We start from the raw sequence: 24,000 nt of genomic DNA, 5'->3' as shown, positions 1-24,000 counted from the left end.
AGGTGGTCATGTTCCGTCGGTTCGTCCAGCTCGCCGTTCTCCTGGGGCTCGTCGCCCCCGGCTCGGCTGAGGCCGGCCTGCTTCCTACCAAGGTGTCGGTCACCCCCGAGGGGCCGAACCAGTTGTGGATGTACGCGGTGATGCTCCCGGGCGGGTCCATGCTCAAGACCGGCGACTACTTCACCATCTACGACTTCGCCGGGCTCGTCGGCGGCTCGAACGGCCAGCCCGCGGGCTGGGGCTTCAGCACGGCCGCGGTCGGCCCCACGCCGGACCGCCTCGCCCCCGACGACAGCGCCGGCATTCTCAACCTGACGTGGACGTACACAGGGCCCGACTACAGCCCCGGCCAGACCGGCCTCGGGAACTTCTGGGCGGCCTCCGAATACGGCAGCAGCGGCGACGGGTTCTTCACCGCCACCACGCACCTGACGGAAGGCCCCCGCACCGACAACAACGTCACGTACACCGTGGTCCCGGTGCCGGCCCCGCCGGCCGTTCCGGAGCCGACCACGCTCGTCCTGGCCGGGCTCGGGCTGCCGTTCGCGGCCCTGGCCCGGAAGGTCGCCCGCCGCACCCCCGGCCGTTCCGGGGTTGTGGTTGACACGAAAGACGACCGGGTCTAAAAGCCCGCCGTCGTTAGGGGCGGTCGCCGGCGGACGGAGGGTATCCGGCCGCCGCCCCCGGCCGGGGATCGTTTCCCGGCCGACGCACGAGTCGCCTGTCACGGAGGGTTCTGCATGAGTCGTCACACCTGGATCGCCCGCCTGTTCACTGCCGCCGCCGCGGCCGTGGTCGCAGCCGGCACCGCCGCCGCCGGGATCATCCCGGCGTCCGTCACCGTCACCCCCGAAGCCGGGAACTTCCGGTGGCAGTACGCAATCGTGCTGCCGACCGACATGAAGCTCCAGGCCGGGGACTACTTCACCATCTACGACTTCGGCGGGCTGGTGAGCGGGTCGCAGTTCATCGACCCGACCAACTCGTCGGCCGGGGACTGGTCGATGGAAGTCCAGAAGGCCGGCCCGATCCCGGCCGGGCTCAGCCCGGACGACGACGCGAGCATCGACAACCTGGTTTTCCGGTACAAGGGCGGCAGCGCGCTCACCGGGCAGACCGGGCTGGGGAACTTCGGCGCCGTGAGCACCGTCGGGACCAGCACGAAGACCGACTTCACCGCCCAGAACCCGCAGTCGACGACCGGCGACCTGGACCGGAACATCATCGACACGATCGCCCCCGGCGTCCCGCCGGTGGTCGAGAACCCGACGGGCGTCCCGGAGCCGACGACGCTGCTGCTGGCGGCGATCGGCATCCCGGCCGCCGGCGCCGCCCGCGCCCTGCGGAAGCGGAAGGCGTGAGTCGTGAATCGGCTCGCCCGCGGAAGCGGGCGAGTGTCGCCCCGTGGAACCCCGCCCGTCCGGCGGGGTTTTTCGCGTTTCAGGATTACGGCGGCGCCCCGGACCCACTACCGCCGCCCGCGTTGGATGCACGGATTCCAGAGATTGACGACAGGGCGAGCGGCCGGCTCGATTTGGGATAACGTGGCGGGCACCGGCCCGTCGGGGCTGCCGAAGTTCCGCGACACGATCACGGGCGTGAAGCAGCAGCTAAAGCCCGGGGAGAACGACCTGACGTTTGATCTGGCGAAGTGAGGCGTCTGACCCGCCGCTGCGAGCGGCATGTCAACAATCGGGGCCGTCGAGGACGGCGGTCACCACCTGCTCCTGGCGGAACGGCTTGAACAGCACGTACCGCAGGCCGTCGCCGCGGGCCTTCACGATCGAGTGGGCCACGTCGTAGCCGAAGCCGGTCGTTAGCGCCAGTACGCTCCGCGGCCGCGCCGCCTTGAACCGACGGTAGCAGTCGTAACCGCCCATGTCCGGCGGCTTCACGTCGAGAAAGACGGCGTCGTAGGGAATGTCGCCGGCCAGGGCCAGGCCGGCCGTCGCGGTGCCGGCCGTCTCCACGGTCGCGCCGAGCCGCGTCAGCAACAGGTGCGCCTGTCGGCGGACGCGCTCGTCCGGATCGACCACCAGCACGCGACGGCCGACGAGCGGCGTCGCGTCGGGGGCGGGCACCGGGGGCGGCTCGGCCGGCGGCGCGGGGCGCGGCGTCATCTCGCGGCCGACGCGGCCGACGCTCTCCTTCACCAGCCGGGCGTTGTCGAGGATCTTCCGCAGGTGCGCCGCCGTCTCGGGGTCGGCGAACGGCTTGCCGATCAGCAGGCTGGCGCTGGCCAGCACCTCGTCGATCGGCAGCGCGATCTCCTTGTTCACCGCGGCGATCGACTGCGTCGCCGTGCACTCCTCCTGCGCCGTGAGCAGGTCGAGGGTGTTGAGTGCGGCGGCGACCTCGCGGCTGAACAGCTCGGTGAACTGGAGGTCGTCCGGGCCGAAGGCGTTCGGCCGCGGGCTCTCCACGTTCAGCGTGCCGACCACCTCGCCGCCGGGCACCTTCAGCGGCACCGTCATCGAGCTGCGGGCGCCCTCCGCCCCGCGGATGTACAGCGGGTCGTCCGCGGCGTCGTGGCACAGGTAGCTGGTGCCGGTGAACGCGACGTGCCCGGTGACGCCGTTGCCGGTCGGCCGGGCGTACAGCACGCGGCCGGCCGCCTCGGCCGTCATCCCGTCCTCGATCAGCGGCCGCAGCTCGCCGGTGCGGCGGTCGAGCAGCCGGACTTCGATCGTGTCGTAGCGGAGGAGGTCGTGGATCAGGCGGCGGAGGTTCAGCTTCAGCAACTCGGCCCGGCTCGGCGTGTTCATCTCCGCGAGCTGGTCGGGGTCGAGCGCGGCGAGCTCCTGGCCGGCGGCGTGGAGGGCGTCGAGCTTCTGTCGTTGAACCACTTCCTCGGTGACGTTCCGGATGACGACGACGAGCAGCGGCGGCTGGGAGTCGGGGACGGGGCGGACGTCGGCCTCGTAGTACCTCGGGTCGGGGTCGGCGGGGCAGCGGAGGCGGAACGACAGCGGCCGGCCGGCGCGGGCGGCGGCGAACGGGTCGGCGGCCGGGTCGGCGGGCCGCGTCAGGTCGGGGCCGACGACGCGGGCGCCGCCGAGCGCCTCGAACAGCGGCCGGCCGACCGGATCGGCGGGGCACGCCGCCGACACGGTGAAGGCGGGGTTCGCCCACACCACCGTGCCGCCGAGGTCGAGGACGGCCAACCCCTTGTCGACGTGGGTGAGAACGAGTTCGTCCCTGCGGACGCGCTCCAGCAATCCGGCGGCCGTCGCGGCGGAGGCGACGATCGCCTCCACGCCGCCGGCGCGGATCCGCTCGGCGACGAGGGCGGGGTCGTCGGCGATGGCCTCCACGTCGGCCCCGTCGAGGGTGCCGTTCAGGTGGGCCGGCTCGGGGCCGATCAGGAGCAGTCGCGGGCGGGGGCTCAACGCGGCCTCGGGACGGGACGCAGGCGTGCGGGACATTATACCGGTAACCGAGGGAACGGCTCAACCCGGCGGCGGCGGCGAAACCGCGGCGGGCGGCCGCCGCGGTTACCCAACCCATACACTCACCCGGTCCCTCCCGGAGGCGTGATGCCGTCCCTCGCCCGCCGCGAGCGCGTCCCCGAGCTGATGGACGACCCGGCGCTCGACCCGGCCGAGCACCGCCGCGCCCTCGCGGGGCTGGCCCGGTTGAACCGCGTCAGCGACTCGCCCGGCGTGCTGTGGCCGGCGGTACGGGAACTCGCCCGCGGCGGCCCCTTGCGCGTGCTCGACGTGGCCACCGGCTCCGGCGACGTGCCCCGGGCGCTGGCGGCGAAGGCGGTGCGGGCCGGCCTGCCGGTCGAGGTCGCCGGCTGCGACATCAGCGCGACCGCGATCGACGCGGCGAAGCAGGCCGCGCCGGGGCTGACGTTCTTCGTCCACGACGTGCTACGCGACCCGCTGCCGGCCGGGTTCGACGTGGTGACGTGCTCGCTGTTCCTGCACCACCTCTCCGACGACGACGCGGTGACGCTGCTGCGGCGGATCGCGGCCGCGGCGGGGCGGCGGGTGCTGGTGAACGACCTGGCCCGGTCGCGGTTCAACTACGTGTCGGTGTGGGCGGCGAGCCGGCTGCTGACGCGGTCGGCGGTGGTGCGGTTCGACGGGCCGGCGTCGGTGCGGTCGGCGTTCACCGCGGCGGAGGCGGCGGGGCTGGCGGCGCGGGCCGGGCTGACGGGGGCTGCGGTGCGGGGGCGCTTCCCGTGCCGGTTCTTGCTGCAATGGGAGCGGACGACCCCGGCATGACAACGCTCGACGTTCCCGTCGTCGTGATTGGCGCCGGCCCCGCCGGCAGCCTCGCCGCGCGCGAGCTGGCCCGCCGCGGCACCCGCGTGTTGCTCGTCGATCAGGCGACGTTCCCGCGGCCGAAGGTGTGCGGGTGCTGCCTCAACGCCGCGGGAATTGCCGCGCTGGACGCCGTGGGGTTGGGCGGTGTGCTGAGCCAACTCGGGGCGGTGCCGCTGCGGCGGGTGAAGCTCGCGGCCGGCCGCGCCGACGCCGACGTGCCGCTGCCCGGCGGTGTGGCCGTGTCGCGGGACGCCCTCGACGTGGCCCTGATACGCGAAGCGGAAGCGGCGGGGGCGACGGTGCTCACCGGCGTGCGGGCGAAGGTGGACGACGACGGGCGGGTGACGCTCGACGGGTCGCGCACGGTCGCCCCCGAAGTCGTCGTGCTCGCGTCCGGCCTGCCGACGCGCACCGACGCCGCCGCCGGGTCGCGGCTCGGCGCCGGTGTCGTGCTGCCGGCCGACGCGGTGCCGGCGTTCTTCGCCCCCGGCACGATCTTCATGGCGACCGCCCGCGGCGGATACGTCGGCCTCGTCCGCCTCGAAGACGGCCGCCTCGACCTCGCCGCCGCGTTCGACCCGGCGTTCGTGAAGGCCACCGGCGGTGTCGGCCCGGCCGCGGCCGACGTGCTGAAGACGACGCGCTGGCCGCTACCCGCCAGCGTCGCGGACGCGGCGTGGAAGGGCACCCCGACGCTGACGCGAACGCCGAGCCAGGTCGCCGGCCGGCGGACGTTCGCGGTCGGCGACGCGGCGGGGTACGTCGAGCCGTTCACCGGCGAAGGAATGGCCTGGGCGCTGGCGGGGGCCGCGGCGCTGGCGCCGATTGTGCAGGAAGCAGCGAGCGGGTGGACCGAGGCGCATGCCGCGGCGTGGCGGGCGGCACACGCCCGCGTGGTCCGCGGCCGGCAGGGCGTGTGCCGCGCCGCCGCGCGGGCGCTCCGCTCGCCGACGTTCACCCGCATCGCCGTCCGCGCCCTGTCGCTCCTCCCCGTGCTGGCCCGCCCCGTAACCGCCGCGCTGAACCGACCCACCGGACGCCCCGCATGAGCTTCGCCATCCACGGCCTCGGCACCGCCAACCCGCCGGACGCCGTCACGGCCGCCGACGGCCTCGGCCTCGCCCGGAAGCTAGCCGGCGCCGACGTGCGCACCTCGACGTGGCTCGTCCCCGTCTACGAGAAATCCGGCGTCGAGCGGCGGTTTCAGGTGATCGGCGGGGCCGTGGTGCGCGACGTACTCGACGGCGAGGACCGCGTGAGTTCGCCGTTCTACCCCACGCCGGCGCGCGACAACGTCGGCCCGACGACGGCCGAGCGGATGACGATGTACGCCGCCGAAGCCGGCCCGCTGGCGCTGCGGGCGGCGGCGCAGGCGGTGGCCGAGAGCGGCTTCGCGCCGGACAGCTTCACACACCTCGTCACGGTGTCGTGTACCGGCTTCGGCGCCCCGGGCGTGGACCTGGCGCTGATCCGCGGGCTGGGCCTGCGGCCGACGGTGGAGCGGACAAACGTCGGCTTCATGGGCTGTCACGGCGCGCTGAACGGGCTGCGCGTCGCCCACGCCTTCGCGGCGGCGCACCCCGGAGCCCGGGTGCTGGTGACGGCGGTGGAGCTGTGCAGCCTGCACTACTACTACGGCAACGAGGCCGACAAGCTGATCGCCAACGCCATCTTCGCCGACGGCGCCGCCGCGGTCGCGGGACAGTGGGAGGCGAGCGGCCCGCGTGAGCGGGCTGTTCCCCTGCAACTCCGCGCGTCGGGCTCGTGCCTCATCCCCGAGTCGGCGGCGGACATGGCGTGGACGGTCGGCGACAACGGCTTCGCCATGACGCTGTCGCGCCGCGTCCCCGGGCTGATCGCCGCCCACCTGAAGCCGTGGCTCGACGGCTGGCTGCGTGACAACGGGCTGTCACTGGCCGACGTGAAGAGCTGGGCCGTCCACCCGGGCGGGCCGAAGATTCTGGTCGCGGTGGAGGAGGCGCTGGGGCTGCCGCCGGCGGCGCTGGCGTCGTCGCGGGCGGTGTTCGCCGACCGCGGCAACATGTCGAGCCCGACGGTGCTGTTCGTGCTCGACAAGCTGCGCCGCGAGGGCGCCCCGGGGCCGTGCGTGGCGCTCGGGTTCGGCCCGGGGCTGGTGGCGGAGGCGGCGCTGTTCGCGTAGCGGCTGGAAGCCGGCCACACGTCAGCCGCCGCCCGTGATCTCCACCGACTTCTCGGTCGTCACCGGCCGGTCGCCGAGCGCGTCCGCGGCCAGCCGGAAGCGGAACCACGCCTGCCCCGGCCGCTCCGCCTGGTACGTGATCGTGTACACCCGCTCGCCGCCCGCCGACACTGCCTCCGGGCCGAACACCACCTTGCCGTTCTCCGCCCGCACCTGCGGCGTGGACTGCACGTAGCCCACCTCCGGCGGCAACTCCACCTCCAGGCGCACGTTCCGCGCCTCCTCGCCGCCGGTGTTCCGCACCCGCACCGTGACCGTGCCGTTGCGCCCCTTCGCCAGCGCCGCCGGGTCCGGCGTCTGCTCCCACACCAGCGCCGCGGTTCCCTGGAACACCGTCGCCAGTTCCTGCGAGTCGCGGGCCTTGCGGGCGTCGGCCGCGCTCGCCACCACCACCCGCCGGCCGCTCGTCGCCGCCTTCAGCCCGTAGCGCAGCGTCATCGCCTCGCCCGGCTCCAGCTTCGGGACCGTCCACACCACGGCGTCGCGGTACAGCTGCCCGCCGTCCGTCTTCATCGTCGGCCGGCAGTCCGCCGGCACGCTCCCCGTCACCCTCACGTTCGTGCTCGGCAGCGTGCCAGTGTTCCGCACCGTGATCTCGTACCGCGCCGATTCACCGGGATTCACGATCCCCTTCGGCCCGTCGAGCCGCACGCTCAGGCCCGACACCAGCACCTGCGTCCGCCCCTCGGTCTTTTCCAGAATCCCCTTCTCGGCGGTGACAACGGTGGTGCCCGCGGCCTCGCCGGCCTGCTGCGGGCTGACGCGGAACTCGACCACCTTCCGCTGTCCCGGCAGGAGCGTGCCGAGTTCCCACTGCCACTGGTTGTCCTCGGGCCGCGTCCGCTTCACGCCGGTCGTCACCGCCTGCACCTGGGCCGTGGCGGTGAGCGTCTCCACGATCTTCACCTTCTCGGCGGGCACCTTGCCCGTGTTCTCCACGAGCACGCGCACGGTGAACGGCTCGTCCTTCACCGACTGCTTCGGCGCGCTGCGGGTGATTTTGAGGCCCGGCCGGGCGATCCGCGTCGTGGTCGCCTCGCCGTGCTCGAAGCGAACGTAGGCGAGGTTCTTCACCTCCTTCGCGTCGGCCTTGGGCTTCAGCACCAGCTCGATCGTCTTCGACTCGCCGCCCTTCAGGGTGCCGAGCGACCACGTCAGCTGCTTGTTCTTGTCCGGCGCCTCGTCGAACTGCGGCGCCGCCTTCACCACCTGCTCGATGCCGTCCGGGATCGGGTTGCGGATGGTGACGCGGTGGGCGTCCGCCGCGGAGCTGTTGGTGACGGTGAGGACGTACTTGATGTCGTCGCCGGGCGGCGAGTCGGCGGGCACGCGGACCTGCACCCGCACGACGGGCGGCGGCGGGTCGGCGACCGGCCGCGGCAGCGTCACCGGCTGCGTCTTGTCGAGCGACACCGGTTGCTGGAACTGCGCCGGCACGACGTTCGGGTCGGTGATGATCGTGGCGGGCTCTTCGGGGAGTTCGAGCGGCGGCACGTCGGCGGGGCGGACGGGGAACGGTTCCGGCTGCGCGCGGAGCGTGGTGGCGAGGAGTGCGAGGGCGGCGGTGGTGGCCGCGAGTCGCCGCAACGTGGGTGCCGTCATGGTCTTCCTCCGCCGCCCGGCCCGCCGGGGTTTCCCGGTCGCGGCGGGGGTATAGCGTCCCGTGGGGAACTGGGGAAGACGAGTTGCCGGGGGCGGCGGAACGCTCAAAACTCGGGCCGATTCCATTGTGTGTACGGCTCCCCCCTGGGGGGTCGCGGCACGCATTGAGTCTGTGCCACAAAAGAGCGTTGGAGCCGGCCGCCGCGGCCGTGCTGAACGGCGGGCCCGGCGGCGGCGTATTCGTTTGTAGGTTTCGCAGGAGGCAGTGATGACAGACCACCTTCACGACGCGGACGCGCCCCGCGCCCACGCCGCTGGCGAATTCCTAACCGTTCTCACGGTCGGCGTGCTCGGGTTAGTCGCGCTCCAGATGTCTCACAACGGCCAGCTTGGTTACCTGCTCGCCTCGCCTTTCCACCCGCTCGTGACGGCGAGTGGGTGGGCGCTCCTCGGCCTCGCGGCGGTGCGGGCGGTGGCCATCCGGCACGACGGGGGTGGGCACCACCACAACTCCGACTGGACCTACACCCGCCTCGCGGTGCTTTGCCTGCCCGTCGCGTTGTTCCTGTGCGGCGTGCCGTACTCGGGGTTCAGCCAGGCGCGCATTCAGAAGCTCCTCGGCGGCGACGACGCGGTCACGGGTTTCCTGTCGCCGCCCTACACGGACGGCACCGTGACGGCGTTCAACGAGTTGGCCGCCGGCGCCTCCGACGAGGCAGAACGGGAGCGCCTGCGCGGGCGGACGGCCGTCGTATCCGGGCGCGTGTCGCGGATCGACGACCGGCAGTTCACCGTCTACCGGCTCAAGATGACGTGCTGCGCCGCGGACGTGGTACCGGCTAAGGTGCGGGTCGTGCTGGAGCGCGGCACGCTGGGCGGCTTCGGCGAGGGCGACTGGTTCGAGGCGACGGGGCGGGTTCAGTACGTGCCGGCGCCTAACTCCAAGCACTTCATTCCGGTGGTTCTGGTGGCCGACGCCGCGGGGTTCCGCCGCGTCGCGCCGGCGGGTGAGTACGACTGACGAGCGGGTCACCCCGTTCGTCCCCGCGTCAGCCAGTACAGCAGCGTCTTCATCTCGAACGGCTTCAGGTCCGGCTTCAGCGACAGGATGCGGGCCGCGATGCCGGACAGGTGCGGCGTGGCCCAGCTCGTCGCCGGCTCGCGGGCGAACGGGCCGAGGTAGCCCTTGCCGTGCGCCTGGAACTCCACGTGGTCGCGCAGCCGGTACGCGAACCCGAGCGGGTCGTCGAACACGCCCTTGTCCACGGACACCAGCGGCGTCGTGAACACCGCCGGGTAGCTCCGCGTCAGCGGGTGCTCGTTGTGCGCCGCCGCGAACACCAGCACGTCGCGGAAGTACGCCTCCTCGATCGCCCGCAGCAGCGCCTGCCGCCGCGGCAGCTGCTGGAGCTTGTGCTCCGGCACCCCGAGCGACAGGTTGATGACCTTCACCTTCCACACCTCGATCGCGTGCCGCAGGGCGTGGATGACCGTCTCCACCTCGCACGTGCCGGCCGGGCCGAACACGTCGGCGGAGTACAGCTTCACCCGCGGGGCGACGGTGAGGATCACGTCGGCGACGGTGGTGCCGTGCGGGCTCGACTGGTGGCCGGTGTACGGCAGCGGTGCGGCGGAGTCGGCGCGAAACAGGGCGCCGTCGATGGGGTGGATGGGGGTGCCGGCGGCGCGGAACTTGTCTTCGAGGACGGCCCGCTCGACGCCCGAGTCGATGACGGCGACGGCGACGCCTTCGCCGGTGGCGCGGGGGTCGCGGAGGAGCCGGTCCGGGGTGATCCGGGCGAAGATTTCGTCGAACACCGTGGGTTCCCCGCCGGCCGCCATGCGGGAATTGTAGGGGCGGCGGCGGGCGCGGAGTTTTGCCGCTTGCGGCTTAGCGCTGGGCAGCGCTAAGCCGCAAGCGGCAACTGGTCAGAACAGCTCCTCGATCACGCGGCCGACGGGCGTCAGGCCCAGGCCGGTCAGCTGCTCGCTCGTCAGGCCCACGAGGTGCTGCACCGTCGCGTTCAGGTCGGCGGGCGTCAGCGGGGTGTCGGCGGGGCGCGCGGCGCGGGCGTCGCTTGTGCCCACGGTGCGGCCGCCGGCCACGCCACCGCCGGCCAGCACGGCGCTGTAGCAGCCCGGCCAGTGCTCGCGGCCGGCCTTGTCGTTCACCTTCGGATCGCGGCCGAACTCACCCACCGCCACCACCAGCGTGCTCCCCAACAACCCGCGCTCGCGCAGGTCGGTAATCAGCGAGCTGAACGACTGGTCGAGCCAGCCGGCGTGGCGGTCCTGCATGATCTGGAAGTTGCGGTAGTGGTGGTCCCAGCCGCCGTCGCCGGCGTCCTCCTCGGCCTCCACGTGGTCGCTCCAGTTCACCTGCACGAACGGCACGCCGCCCTCGACCAACCGCCGGGCTAGCAGGCAGCTCTGGCCGAAGCGCGTGCGGCCGTAGCGGTCGGCGAGCGCGGCCGGTTCCTTCGACACGTCGAATAGCGCCGCGGCGTCGGGGCGCGTGAGCATCGCCAGGGCGCGGGTGCGGTACTCGTCGAAGGCGCCGGCCGCGCCCAACTCCTGCGCGCGGGATTCGAGCCGACCCATGCCGGTGAGCAGCGCAGCGCGGTCGGTCATGCGCTCGGGCGTGAGGTCGGGCGGCAGTTGCAGCGCCGGCACCTTCGTGCCGGTGGCCGGGTCGTAGACGAGGCGGAACGGGTCGAACGCGGCGCCGAGCGGGCCGCCGCCCTCGCCGATGATCGCCTTCTTCCCCTGGTGCAGCTTCCCGCCGACGACGAAGAACGGGTGCAGGTTGGCGGCGTCGGCGCGGCGGCCGACGGTCCGCGCCTTCGCCACCACGGAGCCGAGCGCCGGGCGCGGCGAGCCGCCGAGGGGCTTGCCGTCGAGGCCGGTGCCGCCGGCGCCACTGCCGGTCAGGCCGATGGTGCCGGCGATGCCGTGGTCGGTGGACTGCGTGGTGAGCGTGCGGACGACGGCGAGGTGGTTCGACACCGCGGCCAGCTGCGGGAACAGCTCGGTGAAGCGGCCGCCGGGGATGCGGGTGGGGATGGTGCCGAACGGGCCGCGGTACTCGAGCGCGGCGTTCGGCTTGGGGTCGAACGTGTCGAGCTGGCTCGGCCCGCCCCACAGCCACAGCAGGATGACGGCCTTCGCCGCGCCGGGGGTGTGGCCGGAGGTGCCGGGCGGCCGGGCGCGGAGGAGGTCGGCCCACGACAGGCCGAGCGCGGTGCTGCCGCCGACCTGGAGGAACGCCCGGCGGTGCAGCGTCTGGCACGTCCGGGCGGTCTGGCGGCCGACGAGGAGCATGGAGAGGACTCCGGCGGGGTCGTTTCATTATCCCGATCCGCGGCGGGGGAACAAGCGCGACCCTGTTGCGTTCCGCGCCGGATCGCGGATGATGGCCGGCAACCCCTCCCGAGGTGTCCCATGTCCGGCCCGTACCAGCCCGACCGCCGCCAACTCCTCGCCGCCGCCTGCGGGGCCGCCGCCACCAGCGCCGCCGCCCAACCGCCGGCCCCCGCCAAGAAGTACCCGTTCAAGAAGTCGATCAACCAGTGGGCGTTCCCGTACCCGGAGCGCATGAACCTCGAGGCCTGCCTCCGCCTCGCCAAGGCCGCCGGGTTCGACGGAATCGAGCTGAACTACGACCTCGACAACGACCTCTCGCCGAAGAACGGCCCCGCCGAGTTCGCGCAGGTCCGCCGGCTCGCCGAGAAGATCGGTATCAGCATCAGCGGCGTGTGTTCGTTCCTGTTCTGGCCGTACCCGCTGAGCAGCAACGACGCCGCCAAGCGCGCCCGCGGTCTGGAACTCGCCGGGAAGATCGCCGAGTGCGCCCACCACCTCGGCACCGAGAACGTGCTGGTAGTGCCGGGCGCCGTTCACATCCCGTGGCGGACCGACCACGAGCCGGTGCCGAACGACGTGTGCGACCGGCGGGCGAAGGAGGCCGTGCGGGCGCTGCTGCCGGCGGCCGAGAAGCTGCGGGTGTTCCTGAACATCGAGAACATCTTCTTCAACGGCTACCTGATGACCCCCGGCGAGATGAACGCCTTCGTGGACTCGTTCGGGTCGGAGCGGGTGAAGGTCCACTTCGACACGGGGAACATCATGATGTACCAGTTCCCCGAGCACTGGGTGGCCCAGCTCGGCAACCGCATCAAGAACGTCCACCTGAAGGAGTTCACGAAGAAGGGGACCGACGTGAGCCTGGAGGCGTTCCGCCCGCTACTCGACGGCACGACCAACTGGCCGGCGGTGCTGGAGGCGCTCGACAAGACCGGCTACCGCGGCTACCTGACGTTCGAGTACTTCCACCCGTACCTGCACTGGCCCGAGGCGCTGATCCACCAGACCGCCGACTCGCTCGACCGGATGCTGGGGTTGAAAGGGTAGCTGGCGTCGCCAGTGTCCCGCTGCCCAAAAAGAAGGACAATACACCCGCCGCCACTTCACGCTGAACTGCCGACCGAAGCGGCCGAAAGGCTAGTATTTTAAGGGTTTTCGAGCTGTTGATTGGCGAGTTGAGCCCCGAGCCACTTTCAAACCACCGGTCTTTTTTCGGCCTCGCTGTCACACTTATTCGCAGCGAGGCGGTGTTACTCTGCAGCCACCGTCGCGGCGGGCTCCGTTAGACCGCCGCCCTGGACCGGGCCCGCCGTTCGTGCCGGCCAGCCGCGAGTGCCCGACACCGGGGCGGGCGGGGCTGCGCGTTCCACGGACCCGTCGCGGTGAGTGGACCCCGTCCGATCCGCCTGTCCCCGGCGGCCACCCCGGGGCTGCGGGCGTCTTCCCCCTCGCCGGTGGCCACAGAGGTGTCCCCATGATCGTCGCCCTGCTCCGCCGCCTGACCGGCGGCCGCCCCGCCCGGACGCGCCTCGCGCCGGCTCGATTTACCCCCGCCGTCACCGCCCTCGAAGGCCGGGATGTCCCGTCCGCGGCGGCCGTGCCGTTCCACGAGACCCTGACCCTCACCGGGGTCAGCCCGGCCGGCGTCGCCCACTACGAGGGGCGGGCCTCCCACCTCGGCCGCGTGTCCGCCGACCTGAACCTGGCCGACGACTCGTTCGTCAAGACCGTCGCCAGCGGCGACACCCTGGTCGGGTTCGCCACCCACGCCAGCGAGACCACCGGCACCATCACCTACACCGGCGGAACCGGCCGGCTGGCCGGGACCACCGGGCTGACCTCGTACGTCATCTCGGCCAACCCGACGACCGGTGAGGTCACCGTCGCCCTGACCGGCACTCTGTCGCTCGGCCATGCCGCCAACGCCGCGGCCGGGACGCACACCGTCCCGTTCCGGATCAACGGCACCGGTCCGGCCTTCCAGGGCGTGCCGCTGTTCCCGGGCGGGTCGGCCGACCACGAGATCACCTCCGGAACGGCCACCCGGCTGGGCCAACACACCGGGAGCGGGTCGTTCACCCTGGGGAGTCTGGCGGTTTCCGGGACCGGGGCGGTGACGGGCACCTTCCAGGGGTCGTTCGTGTTCGTGGCGGCGAACGGCGACCGGCTGGCGTTCACCTACGGGGACGGGTTTACCGGGGTGGTGACGGGCCAGATCTCGGCCGACGGCTCGGCCATCGAGGGGGTGGTGTTCGACGCCGTCTTCGCCTACGACGCGGCCAACAGCACCGGCCGGTTCTCGAACCTGTCCGGGGGGAGCTTCCGGATGATCGCCCAGTCGGACTCGATCCCGTTCGCCGGGGGCGCCCCCGGGTACACCGGCCCGTTCGTCTATTCCTGGACCGGGGAGGGGACGCTGGACTTCACCTCTGGCAAGAAGAAGTAACCCGGCCCCTCCGGCGCCCGTCCTGATCCGGGGCGGTTCTCGCCGGAAGGCGCACCTCATCACTGTCCGCGAGGCGCGGGTCCGGATCTCCCAGCAAGGGTTCCGGACCAAGTCGGTGGGGGTGACGACCCTCCGGGACCCGCGGCAGCCGACCAAGTCTCGACGAATTTCCCCGGCCGGCTGGGGGTGAGACCGAACGGCCGCGCCGGATCGATCACGCGGGCCAATCGCAATGCTGATGCTGTTCGTAGCCTGGTGAGCAACTTTCTCGCCTTCAGGGGGATAGCGTCTGGCACGAGGTTCGTGTGGGGGTATAGTGGAGCGATTCTGTATACCCCGCCCCGTCCGGGCGGGTCCAGGCTCACACTTTCCCCGCCGCGGAAGGTAGCGGTATGGCCGCTGCGCACCCACAGCCCGACTCGGGCGACACCCTCGGCCTGCTCGGCCGGGTCGAGGCCGGCGACGCCGCCGCTGCGGGCGAACTCCTGGCCCGCCACCGCCCAGCCCTGGTGGCGTTCGTCGGCGGCCGCCTGGACCCGGCCGTCCGGACCCGGGTGGACGCGTCCGACGTCGCCCAGGAGGCCCTGGCCGAGATGGCCCGGCGGCTGCCCGACTTCCTCGAGCGGCGGCCGATGCCGTTCCACTTGTGGGCCCGGAAGACGGCCTACGAGCGGCTTCTGAAGATCCGCCGGGCCCACCGAGCCGACTGCCGGGACGTCGGCCGGGAGGAGGGCGGGCTCGCCCCGTCGGCCGTCGCCCTGGCCCGGTCGCTGGCCGCCCCCGAGCCGACCGCGAGCGAGGCGGCCGAAGCGCGGGAAGTGGCCGACCAGGTGGCGGCGGCCGTTAAGGGGCTCGCGGAGGCGGACCGGGAGATACTCGTCCTGCGGCACGTCGACGGGCTGTCCCACGTCGAGGCCGGGTTGCTCCTCGGGGTCGACCCGGCGGCCGCCCGCCAGCGGTACGGGCGGGCGCTGTTCCGCCTCCAGCGGGCACTCCGGGAGTCGGGGGTCTTGGAGAAATGCGATGAGTGACCGCGCGGGCGACTCGGGCGAGTGTGGGGACGAGGTCGCCGACCTGCTGGCCGGGGTGGCCGACGACTACCTGGCCCGGCGGTCGGCCGGGGAGGATCCGGATCCGGAGGAGTACGCCGCCCGCCACCCGGCGCTGGCAGACGACATCCGCTGGACCCTGGCGGCCCTCCGGCTGGCCGCCCCCACCCCACGTCCCGAACCGCCACACCCGCCGACCGGATCGGCTCCCCAACGCCTCGAAGAGCTCGGGGACTTCCGCATCGTGCGGGAGGTCGGGCGGGGCGGGATGGGAGTGGTGTACGAGGCCGAGCAGGTGTCCCTCGGCGGCCGGCGGGTGGCCCTGAAAATCCTCCCGTTCGCGGCCGTGGCAGACCCCCGGCAGCTGCAGCGGTTCCGGAACGAGGCCCTGGCCGCGGCGTCGCTCGACCACCCGCACGTGGTCCGGGTCCACGGAGTCGGGTGCGACCGCGGGTTCCACTACATCGCCATGCAGTTCGTCGACGGCCGGACCCTGGCCGACCTCGTCCGCGAGCGGCGTGGGGAGGCGCCACCGACCGGCACACCGCAGCCGGCGGCCGCGGCGCAGGACCCGACCCGAAGTTTTGCCCCGGACACCACCGACGACACCCCAGAAGATCGTCCGCAAACCCCCGGCACGGCGTCATCCCGACCGCCGGCGGATGCGGCGTACGTCCGGCGGGTGGTGGAGTGGGGGATCCAGGCGGCGGACGCCCTGGAGCACGCCCACGCCGTGGGGGTTGTGCACCGGGACGTGAAGCCGGGGAACCTGCTGGTGGACGGCAGCGGGCACCTGTTCGTGGCCGACTTCGGGCTCGCGAAGCTGGCCGCCGATCCGGGGATGACGGGGACCGGGGACGTGATCGGCACCCTGCGGTACATGAGCCCGGAGCAGGCCGGGGCGAAGCACGACCTGGTCGACCACCGGAGCGACGTGTACTCGCTCGGGGCCACCCTGTACGAGTTGCTCACCCTCACCCCGGCGTTCGCCGGGCGCGACCGCCACGAGGTTCTGGCCCGGGTTGTGTCGGCCGACCCGGTCGCCCCCCGCAAGGTGGACCGTTCGATCCCACGCGACCTGGAGACGGTGGTCCTCAAGGCGATCGAGAAGGACCCGGCGCGCCGCTACCCGTCTGCCAAACAGTTCGCCGCCGACCTCCGCTGCGTCCTGGAGCAGAGGCCGGTCTGGGCGAAGCGGGCCGGGACGGCGGAACGCGTCGGCAAGTGGGCCCGGCGGAACAGTGCCGTCGTGATGGCAGCGTTCGCCTCGTTGGCGGTGGCTCTGGTCGTGCTGACGGGGGCGCTGGTCATCGTTCGGGGCGAGCGGGACGAGCGCGACCGCGCGCTGAAAGACCGGACCGACGCGCTGAAAGACCGGACCGACGCGCTCGCCGCCGAGCGTGAGGCCCGGAAGGCCGAGGCCGCCGCGTTGGGCCGCGCACAGGCCGACTTCCAGCGGTCCGATCGGGCCCTCACGATTTCGCTCGGCGTGATCGCGAGGCTCGGAGGTGCAAACGATCAAAAACTAGAAAAATTATTTGCAAATCCGCGCACGGCCCTCGACCTCAACTTGCAGATGGCTGCCGCACTGGAGGAGGCAGTCAGCGCCTACCCGGATAAAAGCGAGTATCCACAGAAGTTGGTGGCCTTATACAGCCAAATAACAAACACGTGCCGTGACCTGCGTAAGTTTGAGACCGGGGCGGAGGTCGGTAACAAAATGGCGGCGATGAGCGTTCGAACGCTGGCCGCGTGCCGACCCGGCGATCGTTACACTTACCTCCTCTCGGCATATTTGGGAGAGAACAACGTCGGAATGTGTCTGCACCAGCAAGGGCGTGGCGCCGAGGCCGAGGCGGCATTCCGCCGGGCACTCGCCCACCTCGAGCGAGCGGAGGCGGATATTACCAAGCCGGGGATGGAGACTAAGGTTAACAAGGCGGGGACGGAATGGTTCATGGTCCTGTTGGCTGGGCGGAGTAAGCTCGGGCTCGCGACCCTGATGGCCGAGCGCGGGGCGGCCACCGATGCCGACACGGCTTGCCGGGAAATCCTCGAGCTGATCAGCACCCAAGCAACGCGCCCGAAGGGTTTGGATTCGCAACTCTACCAGCTGAAGGCACAGACCCTGAATCTGATGGGCGAGATGTACACCTTACACGACCGGTACGCCGACGCGGCGGGGGCCTTCCGGGACGCACTCGAGAGCTTCGAGAAGACCCCCAATTCCGCGTACGGGCTCGGGTGGTTTCTGGCGACCTGCCCGGACCCCTGCTTCCGCGATCCCTCCCGTGCGATCCAACTGGCGAAGGCCGAGCTCGCCCGGGAGCCGGACAACCGTGTGGCTCGCCGGGTGCTCGGAGTTGCACTGGCCCAAAGTGGGGACTGGGCCGGGGTACACGAACTGTACGAATCCAAAGGAAGTAGCCACCTGAGTATGCCGTTGGATAGCGTGGAACTCTTTCTCCGTGCGCGGTGTCTCGAACGCGTCGAGCCGGATCGGTCGTTGGACGCGCGTCGTGCCTACGACTTCGCACTCGAGGACGCGGAGAAACACAACGCCCGCGACCCAGTACTGATCCGGGTGCGCGCCGAGGCGATCGAGGACTTTCGCGTCGCGGTCGCCCCGCCCCCGCGGCGGGTCATGGCACGCTTCACGCCGCCCGCCCCCGAAAAACTCCATCCGACGGCCCGCCAACTCGTCGGCGTCTGGTTGCACCAGGTCGTGGACGGAACACCCGTCCCAATCACCCTGCGAGCGGACGCGACGTCGATCATCGGACGGGCGACGGACCCGATGGGTCAGGGAAGTTGGTCGTTCGATGGCAAAACTCTGATCATGCGGTGGCCTGATGAGACCGCTCCCGGTGGGGAATGGGTCGACACCTGCCAGCTATCCGAAGACAGGAGTTCCTATAGCGGCACGAATCAAATCAACATCCCGGTCAGCGGGCGGAAGGAGGTCCCTCGTCCAAACAACTGATGCGGTGGGGCCGTGGGGTCGAACCCACGGTTCCCCCGGCAGCGACCACGGTGGAGACGCCACAGTTATCGAGGGCAGCCACGTTCCTCACCCGGAGCAGAGCGACGGCCGGGTTCCCACCGGACGAGGCCACCACTTTCCCGGACCAGGCCATTCACGGTGTGAGACTCACGGATTCCGGCTGACTTTCGCCTGACGGGTCTTCTTCCCCTCGTCGAGCAACCGGGCCGTGGAAACATGTGGGCTCTTGTCCTTGATCCGTCGGGTCGCCGTCCTCGTCGGCTTCCGGGGCGGCGCTTTCTTGATCCTCCCAAGGTCGACCTTGCCCGCCCACTCGCGGAGGTGGCCGGCCAACTCCGGGCTGGGCATCGGACCGAACGCCTCCCATTCCGACGCGGGCAGGGCGATCATCATCCCCGCGTACACCATCGCCCACTCCAGCGCCAGGTAATACCCCGACACCTCCTCCTGCACCTTCTTCTCACCATGCACCGCCCGCAGGGCCGCCTTCAGTACGGCCAGCACGTTGTACGCGGCCACCGCCACGCAGAACCCGAACAGCGCGGCCCTGGGGTACCCCAGGGTGTTCACCTCACAGTTCAAGGCGACTGTCAACTCGTGGAAGGCCCCCTCGATCTTCCACCGCTTGAGGTAGATCTCGGCCACCTTCTTGGCCGGCACCTTCGCCGGCAGGTTGGTCAGGATCTCCACCTCCGCGTCCCCGTCCGCGGTCGGCGCCCGCAGCCGCACCCGCACCTGCCGCAGGCGCACCAACCGCGCCCCACCCCAGCAGACCCAGACCCGCCGCTCGCCCACCCAGCCCCGGTCCGTCGCGACCTCGGCCCCGTACCCGGCTTCGGCCTCGACGCTCAGGTTCCCGTGGCGTCGGATGACGACGTAGGCCCGCCGGGCGGCCACCTCACACAGGAACTCCGCCGTGCAGAAGTTGCGGTCCGCGACCCACACGTCCCGCTCCCGCACCAGCGGCACAATCTGGTCGATCAGCGCCCGCTCCTGGGTGTGGGCGTCCTCGCACGGGACGATGTCGGTGACCAGCATCAGGGCCGGGTCGAGCACGACCAAACTCTGCCCGGGCAAGGGGCCGGCGGTGTGCCCCCGGGTGACGCCCAGCCGCCGCTGGGTGGCGGCCAGGTGGTTGCCGTCGAGGACCCGCACCCGGTAGCCCGGCAGCAGGCTCTTGCACCCCCCGCCCAGCGCGGTGATCAGCCCCTCGCACCGGCCCGACACGTGCGCGACCAGCCCCGCGGACACGCCCGTCTCGATGTTCCGGAGCTTGTCGTAGACGCACTTGAGGGTGACCGGGACGCGGTCCCGCAGGTGCCGGTAGGCGGCCTGGACGTGGAGGGCCTTGCCGCCGACCACCAGGGTCATCAGATCGACCGTCGTGGAGAACAGCAACTCCCGGGTGTACCCGCGCTCGGCGGTCCGGTCGAACAGCGCGTCGAGGGCCGAGGCCGAGAGGGCGTGCTCGATGGTCGCCCGGGACATCACGCTGAGCGGGCTCTCCTCTAGGAACCGCTCGAAGACCCCACCGAACAGCATGGGCGCGCCCTCTCCCTGGCTTGGCCAAGTCCCTGCCAGCGGACGGCTTACGACCGGGATGCGTCACCGTGAATGGCCTGCTTTCCCGGACCTATCACCTGCGCAACGCTCAACCCGGAACATTTCCCGAAGTCGCCGTCACACTTTCCCAAGGAAGGGCGGCTTACCGGCAGTCATCGTCGGCGTGAGAGTTCTCCGCCACTTCCGCGGGAACCACTGCCGCAGTGAAGCGCGACCGTCGTCGGTCGGCCGCGCCGCCCCCCGGCCCGTGCCGGACCAGCCCGACCACAGGAGTAAGCCATGTCCTCGCCCCGCCACTGGCTCCGCGCTTGGGTCGCGACCGAACCCGGCCCCCGGCCCGCCCGCACGCCGGCCCGCGCCCGGCTCAAGGTCGAGTCGATGGAGGACCGCACCGTACCGAGCAGCCTCCGCGGGGTCGTGTTTGATGACGAGAACCACAGCGGCACCCCGGATGCCGGAGAGGGCGGGCACCCCGGGTGGACCGTGTTCCTCGACGTCAACCGCAACGGAGTCTTCGACGACGCGGTGGAGACGTCGACCGTCACCGACGCGGCCGGGAGTTACACGTTCGACACGACGAACGAGGTCCCCGCCTTTGTCAACTCCACCACGGGCGAAGAATACGACCTCGTCGGGATCGTCCAACCGGTGGGCGCGGGCGGGCGGTACATGAACACCACCCCGACGCTCTCGTACGCCATCCGGAACAGCGATACCGAGCCGCCGGTGGAACGGAACTTCGGGGCGTATCTCGAGTCATTCGCCGACGCCGCTGTCCAGCCGGTCGGCCCGGAGGCCGCGGTGAACGTCGCGACGGCGGGAGTGCAGGGCCGTGCCGCGGTCGCGGCGGACGCGCTCGGCAACTATGTGGTCGTCTGGTCGTCCCTCGACAACCTGACCTCCACCATCCGGGCCCGGCTGTTCTACGCCAACGGGACCCCCCAGGACCCCTCTCCCGCGGGGGAGTTCGACGTCGGTACGTCGAACCGGAATGCTGCAAACAACCACCCCCCGCTCCACGTCGACATGACCGCGGACGGGCGGTTTGTGGTGGCCTGGTCGAGCTACAACTCCACGACCAAAACGAGCTCGTCGTTCGTGCGGGTGTTCGGGGCGGACGGATCCGGCGGGCCGGCGGTCACGGTCTCCGTCGGCGACGCCACGCACACGTCGACGGTGCGCGGGGTGGGGGTCGCGGACGACGGGCGGTTCGCGGTGCTGTTCAAGCTGGGGACGGCGAAGCGCGGGGGCTGGCAGCAGACGACCTACACGCTCAACGTCCAGCGGTTCCAGGCGGGTGGGGCGCTCAACGGCAGCGCCATTCAGGTCACGACCCAGAACCTGGTCAACGCCGTGGGCAGCCTTGCGATGGACGCGACTGGCAAGTTCGTCGTCGCCTGGGAAGACCACGTGAACGGTCAACACCAAGTCTACGCCCAGCGGTACGACGCGGCCGGCAAGAAGCTCGGCACCAAGCTGGCCTTCACCGCCGGGTCGGTGCTCCCCACCGCGTCGGTGGCGATGAACGCGAGCGGGCAGTTCGTGATAACGTACTCGACGGCAGAGACGACGAGCGTGGCCCGGGTGTTCCGCGCGGACGGCACCGCGGCCTTCGCACCGGTTACCGTGGCGGGGGACGCGGCCGTCGCGATCGACGGCGCCGGGAACGTGACCTTCACCTGGACGTACAACCGGTGGTCGAACTCAACCCCGCACGGGGAGATCCGCGTCCAGCGGCTGTCCGCGACCGGCTACCTCTGGGAGGAGCTGATCGTCAACACGACCACGCAGGGGGCACAATCGGGCTCGACCGTGGCCGCGACCGAAGCCGGGAAGTTCGTGATCGTCTGGGAGGGCTACGGGCCGGGCGACGACTCCGGCATCTTCATGCAGCAGTACCAGCCCGCTTGAGCCAGCCCCCGTCGACAGACCGAAACCGCGGCAAGCAACCAGCCGTCAGCCGACGTGCACCCCGTCGGCCAGCACCGCCCCGCCGAGCACGTCGAGGTCGGGCGCCGGCGCCTCCCCGCCGCCGGTGAAGTCCTTGCCCAGGTACAGCCGGCAGCGGGGCGGGCCGGCCCGCCCCGCTGCCGACGGCCTCGTCGGCCCGTGCGTCGCCCTCGGCGCTCGTTATCGCGACGCGGGCGCCACCCCGGTGGTTCTACACTCCTGGCGAATCCATCGGGATCGAATTTTCGTATGATATATCCGCCACCAGATATTCGGCACGAGCCGACGGGGGCAGCCACACGGAGAGCGCCTGATGGGGAAGAAGAAGCCGGCGACCAAGGGCCACCAACTCCACGAGCCGAGCGCCGAGGGGTTGGGGGCGGCGCAGGCGACGGCCGCCGGGGCGGCGTTCGTCTGGCACTCCGGCCGGCTGACCGGGATCGGGAGCTACGAGGGCGTCGGCGGGCGGGGGGTGACAATCACGTGGGACGAGGGCGGGGCGACGTCCCACGTCGGCGGCATCAGCGACGCCGAGTGGGAGGTCTTCAAGCTCGCGTTCGTGTCCGGCGGCCGGGTGGCCGTCCTGAGCGACCTGCCCGACTGGGAGTGGATGTACGACTACCGGTTCCTGGAGGCGTTACGGTAGCCGCCCGCCCGGACATCCAGCTCCGCCCGCCCGCGGGCGGGCTCGACCAGCACGTCCGCGCTTCGCACCACCTCGGGCTTCGACAGGTCGGAAGACAGGGCGGCCGCCGGGTTATCGACGACCGGCGGGCGGGTGGCCCTCTCGCCCGGTCCGTTCCGACCTCGGTTCGTCACGTCGTGCCGGGTTCGCTGTCCTCGTTTCGAAACAACGGCAGCCGGACGGTGAACTCGCTCCCCTTGCCCCGCCCCTCGCTCCGCACCTGGACCGTGCCGCCGTGAAGGGTGACCAGCTCCTTGACGAGCGGCAGGCCGAGGCCGAGGCCCCCTTGGGAGCGGTCGAGGGACTCCGCCTCCTGGGTGAACAGGTCGAAGATTCGGGGGAGCACGTCCGGGGCGATCCCGCACCCGGTGTCCTCGACCCGGAACACGGCCTCGTTCCCCTCGACGGTCGCCTTTAGCCACACCTCACCGCCGTCGGGGGTGTACTTGATCGCGTTGGTGAGCAGGTTGACGACCACCTGCTGGAGCCGGTCCGGGTCGGCGCGGACGATCGTCCTGGTGGGCAGGAGGAGCACTTTCAGGGTTTGGCACCGCTCGTCGGCCGCAACCCGGCAGGCCGCCGCCGCCGAACTCAGCACGCCCTCGAAGTGAGCCGCCTGGAGCTGGAGGCGGACCTTCCCGGCCCCGACGCGGGTGAAGTCCATCAGGTCGTCGACCAGCCGCCGCATGACCGCCACCTGCCGCTCGATCATCTGGACCGGGGCGACAACCGACGCGGCGGCCGGGGTCATCCGGAGGATCTCGACGGCGTTGGCCAGCGGGGCCAGCGGGTTTCGCAGCTCGTGCACCACCGTCCCGAGGAACACCCGGAGGCGGTGCGACGAGTTGGCCAGGGCGTCGATCTGGGCCTTGACGTCCGTCCGGTCGCGGAGCACTTTGCTGAACCCGACGATCGTCCCGGTCCCGTCCCGGAGCGGGGTCAGCACGCCGCCGGCCCAGAACCGGAAGCCGTCCTTGCGAAGTTGCCAGCGGTCGTCCTCGGACCGGCCGTCGGCGGCGGCCACGGCCAGCTCGTGGGCGGGCACCCCGCGGCCCCGATCCTCGGGCGTAAAGATGAGGTCGAAGGGCCGACCGACGACCTCGGCCGCGGTGTACCCGAGGACGTACTCGGCCCCGGCGAGCCAGCCGACGACGACTCCGGTGGTGTCGATCAGGATGAGGGCGTAGTCCTTGGACTGGTCGAGCGCGAGGCGGAGCAACTCTTCGGTGGTGACCAACATGCCCTCCGTGGGCGGTTCGATCCGTGCGGACCGCCGCTTCGTCCCTGACCGCATGAGTTTATTCCACCGTCGGGGTCGACACAAGTCGGCGGCCGGCGCCCGGGACCGGTGGGGGTCCGTCGCCTCGTTCGACCCGACTCCGCCGGCGAGCGAATCGGGCGCGGGGATGGCTCACTCCCCGGCAGGTCGATCCGGTCGACCGACCTCCGCCTGGGCGTCGATCAGCCTGACCAGCTCGCGCGGGTCGACCGGCTTGACCAGGTGTTGGTCGAATGCCTCCGCGATGCGGCGCAAGGCGTCCTCGTTGTTCATCGCCGTGACCGCGATCAGCACCGGAGGTTCACCCGCCCACGACGCGCGGAGGCGACCGGCGAGTTCGTCGCCGTCCATCCCAGGCATGTTCAGGTCGATGAGGCAGACGGTCGGGCGGAACGTGGCGGCCAGCCGGATCGCGCCCGGGCCGTCGTAGCACGCCCGGGCGTCGTACCCGTGGGTCCGGAGCAGCATCACCTCGGAATCGGCGAGGTCGCGGTTGTCGTCGACGCACATCACGCGGAACATCGCGGTCCCCGCCGGGCTAGTATTCGGACTCAGTCGCGTCGA

The 24,000-nt window shown here is 71.5% G+C and carries 20 protein-coding genes; 13 read left to right on the top strand and 7 right to left on the bottom strand.

The annotated features are described in order from the left end of the window. Positions 1-8 precede the first annotated feature (8 nt). The 3 genes from ETAA1_RS07200 to ETAA1_RS31615 all read left to right on the top strand — a co-directional run bounded on the left by ETAA1_RS07200 (position 9) and on the right by ETAA1_RS31615 (position 1,655). Positions 9-626 carry a PEP-CTERM sorting domain-containing protein gene (locus ETAA1_RS07200; RefSeq protein ID WP_145235668.1) on the top strand — a complete coding sequence of 206 codons (618 nt, stop codon included), beginning with the start codon at positions 9-11 and terminating at the stop codon, positions 624-626. Positions 627-740: 114 nt separating this feature from the next. After that, positions 741-1,361 carry a PEP-CTERM sorting domain-containing protein gene (locus tag ETAA1_RS07195; protein WP_145235665.1) on the top strand — a complete coding sequence of 207 codons (621 nt, stop codon included), beginning with the start codon at positions 741-743 and terminating at the stop codon, positions 1,359-1,361. Between the two features lie 144 nt (positions 1,362-1,505). Beyond that, on the top strand, positions 1,506-1,655 hold the full coding sequence (locus tag ETAA1_RS31615; protein ID WP_202920724.1) for a hypothetical protein: 150 nt from the start codon (positions 1,506-1,508) through the stop codon (positions 1,653-1,655). 30 nt (positions 1,656-1,685) lie between these two features. Here ETAA1_RS31615 and ETAA1_RS07190 read toward each other — a convergent pair whose 3' ends face one another. Then, the gene (locus ETAA1_RS07190; protein WP_202920723.1) at positions 1,686-3,389 is read right to left on the bottom strand and encodes a response regulator; all 1,704 of its coding nucleotides are present in this window, start codon (positions 3,387-3,389) and stop codon (positions 1,686-1,688) included. A 147-nt stretch (positions 3,390-3,536) separates the two neighbouring features. Between ETAA1_RS07190 and ETAA1_RS07185 the strand changes: the two genes are divergently transcribed. The 3 genes from ETAA1_RS07185 to ETAA1_RS07175 are packed head-to-tail and all read left to right on the top strand — an operon-like array spanning position 3,537 to position 6,435. Then, positions 3,537-4,232: a methyltransferase domain-containing protein gene (locus ETAA1_RS07185; RefSeq protein ID WP_145235659.1), complete on the top strand. Its 696-nt coding sequence runs from the start codon at positions 3,537-3,539 to the stop codon at positions 4,230-4,232. Continuing rightward, positions 4,229-5,323 (top strand): NAD(P)/FAD-dependent oxidoreductase, encoded by a 1,095-nt coding sequence (locus ETAA1_RS07180; RefSeq protein WP_202920722.1) that lies wholly within the window; start codon positions 4,229-4,231, stop codon positions 5,321-5,323. The genes ETAA1_RS07185 and ETAA1_RS07180 overlap by 4 nt, the downstream gene beginning before the upstream one ends. Further along, positions 5,320-6,435: a type III polyketide synthase gene (locus tag ETAA1_RS07175; protein WP_145235651.1), complete on the top strand. Its 1,116-nt coding sequence runs from the start codon at positions 5,320-5,322 to the stop codon at positions 6,433-6,435. The genes ETAA1_RS07180 and ETAA1_RS07175 overlap by 4 nt, the downstream gene beginning before the upstream one ends. A gap of 21 nt (positions 6,436-6,456) precedes the next feature. On the opposite strand, the gene ETAA1_RS07170 is transcribed toward ETAA1_RS07175, so the two are convergent. Continuing rightward, a complete protein-coding gene (locus tag ETAA1_RS07170) occupies positions 6,457-8,097 on the bottom strand; it encodes a DUF11 domain-containing protein (RefSeq protein WP_202920721.1) in 1,641 nt (546 codons plus the stop codon). Between the two features lie 268 nt (positions 8,098-8,365). Between ETAA1_RS07170 and ETAA1_RS07165 the strand changes: the two genes are divergently transcribed. Then, positions 8,366-9,118 carry a hypothetical protein gene (locus tag ETAA1_RS07165; protein WP_145235645.1) on the top strand — a complete coding sequence of 251 codons (753 nt, stop codon included), beginning with the start codon at positions 8,366-8,368 and terminating at the stop codon, positions 9,116-9,118. 8 nt (positions 9,119-9,126) lie between these two features. Here ETAA1_RS07165 and ETAA1_RS07160 read toward each other — a convergent pair whose 3' ends face one another. Together ETAA1_RS07160 and ETAA1_RS07155 are read right to left on the bottom strand one after the other, a co-directional pair. Beyond that, on the bottom strand, positions 9,127-9,915 hold the full coding sequence (locus ETAA1_RS07160) for a S8 family peptidase (protein WP_238389389.1): 789 nt from the start codon (positions 9,913-9,915) through the stop codon (positions 9,127-9,129). Positions 9,916-10,026: 111 nt separating this feature from the next. Then, a complete protein-coding gene (locus tag ETAA1_RS07155) occupies positions 10,027-11,418 on the bottom strand; it encodes a DUF1501 domain-containing protein (RefSeq protein ID WP_145235638.1) in 1,392 nt (463 codons plus the stop codon). 120 nt (positions 11,419-11,538) lie between these two features. Here ETAA1_RS07155 and ETAA1_RS07150 point away from each other — a divergent pair, with 120 nt between their 5' ends. From ETAA1_RS07150 to ETAA1_RS07135, 4 genes are all read left to right on the top strand, one after another. Continuing rightward, the gene (locus ETAA1_RS07150) at positions 11,539-12,507 is read left to right on the top strand and encodes a sugar phosphate isomerase/epimerase family protein (protein WP_145235635.1); all 969 of its coding nucleotides are present in this window, start codon (positions 11,539-11,541) and stop codon (positions 12,505-12,507) included. A gap of 427 nt (positions 12,508-12,934) precedes the next feature. Then, complete coding sequence (locus ETAA1_RS07145; RefSeq protein WP_145235632.1) at positions 12,935-13,906, top strand: hypothetical protein; 972 nt, start codon at positions 12,935-12,937, stop codon at positions 13,904-13,906. Between the two features lie 392 nt (positions 13,907-14,298). Continuing rightward, positions 14,299-14,937 (top strand): RNA polymerase sigma factor, encoded by a 639-nt coding sequence (locus ETAA1_RS07140; protein WP_145235630.1) that lies wholly within the window; start codon positions 14,299-14,301, stop codon positions 14,935-14,937. Beyond that, complete coding sequence (locus tag ETAA1_RS07135; protein ID WP_145235627.1) at positions 14,930-17,938, top strand: serine/threonine-protein kinase; 3,009 nt, start codon at positions 14,930-14,932, stop codon at positions 17,936-17,938. Before ETAA1_RS07140 ends, ETAA1_RS07135 begins: the two co-directional genes overlap by 8 nt. Positions 17,939-18,106: 168 nt before the next feature. On the opposite strand, the gene ETAA1_RS07130 is transcribed toward ETAA1_RS07135, so the two are convergent. Further along, positions 18,107-19,501 (bottom strand): transposase, encoded by a 1,395-nt coding sequence (locus ETAA1_RS07130; RefSeq protein WP_145233609.1) that lies wholly within the window; start codon positions 19,499-19,501, stop codon positions 18,107-18,109. Positions 19,502-19,801: 300 nt separating this feature from the next. Here ETAA1_RS07130 and ETAA1_RS07125 point away from each other — a divergent pair, with 300 nt between their 5' ends. Both ETAA1_RS07125 and ETAA1_RS07120 read left to right on the top strand, forming a co-directional pair. After that, a complete protein-coding gene (locus ETAA1_RS07125; protein WP_145235624.1) occupies positions 19,802-21,433 on the top strand; it encodes a hypothetical protein in 1,632 nt (543 codons plus the stop codon). Positions 21,434-21,785: 352 nt separating this feature from the next. Continuing rightward, positions 21,786-22,118 carry a hypothetical protein gene (locus ETAA1_RS07120; protein ID WP_145235623.1) on the top strand — a complete coding sequence of 111 codons (333 nt, stop codon included), beginning with the start codon at positions 21,786-21,788 and terminating at the stop codon, positions 22,116-22,118. Between the two features lie 169 nt (positions 22,119-22,287). Here the strand turns inward: ETAA1_RS07120 and ETAA1_RS07115 are convergent, their stop codons facing one another. After that, positions 22,288-23,397 carry a sensor histidine kinase gene (locus ETAA1_RS07115; protein ID WP_202920720.1) on the bottom strand — a complete coding sequence of 370 codons (1,110 nt, stop codon included), beginning with the start codon at positions 23,395-23,397 and terminating at the stop codon, positions 22,288-22,290. Between the two features lie 171 nt (positions 23,398-23,568). Beyond that, positions 23,569-23,958, bottom strand: coding sequence for a response regulator (locus tag ETAA1_RS07110; protein WP_145235617.1), 390 nt, complete (start codon positions 23,956-23,958; stop codon positions 23,569-23,571). Positions 23,959-24,000 lie beyond the last annotated feature (42 nt).

Origin of the sequence: Urbifossiella limnaea (assembly GCF_007747215.1) — a bacterium.
Lineage (GTDB): Bacteria > Planctomycetota > Planctomycetia > Gemmatales > Gemmataceae > Urbifossiella > Urbifossiella limnaea.
This window is presented reverse-complemented; position numbering and strand designations above follow the sequence as displayed.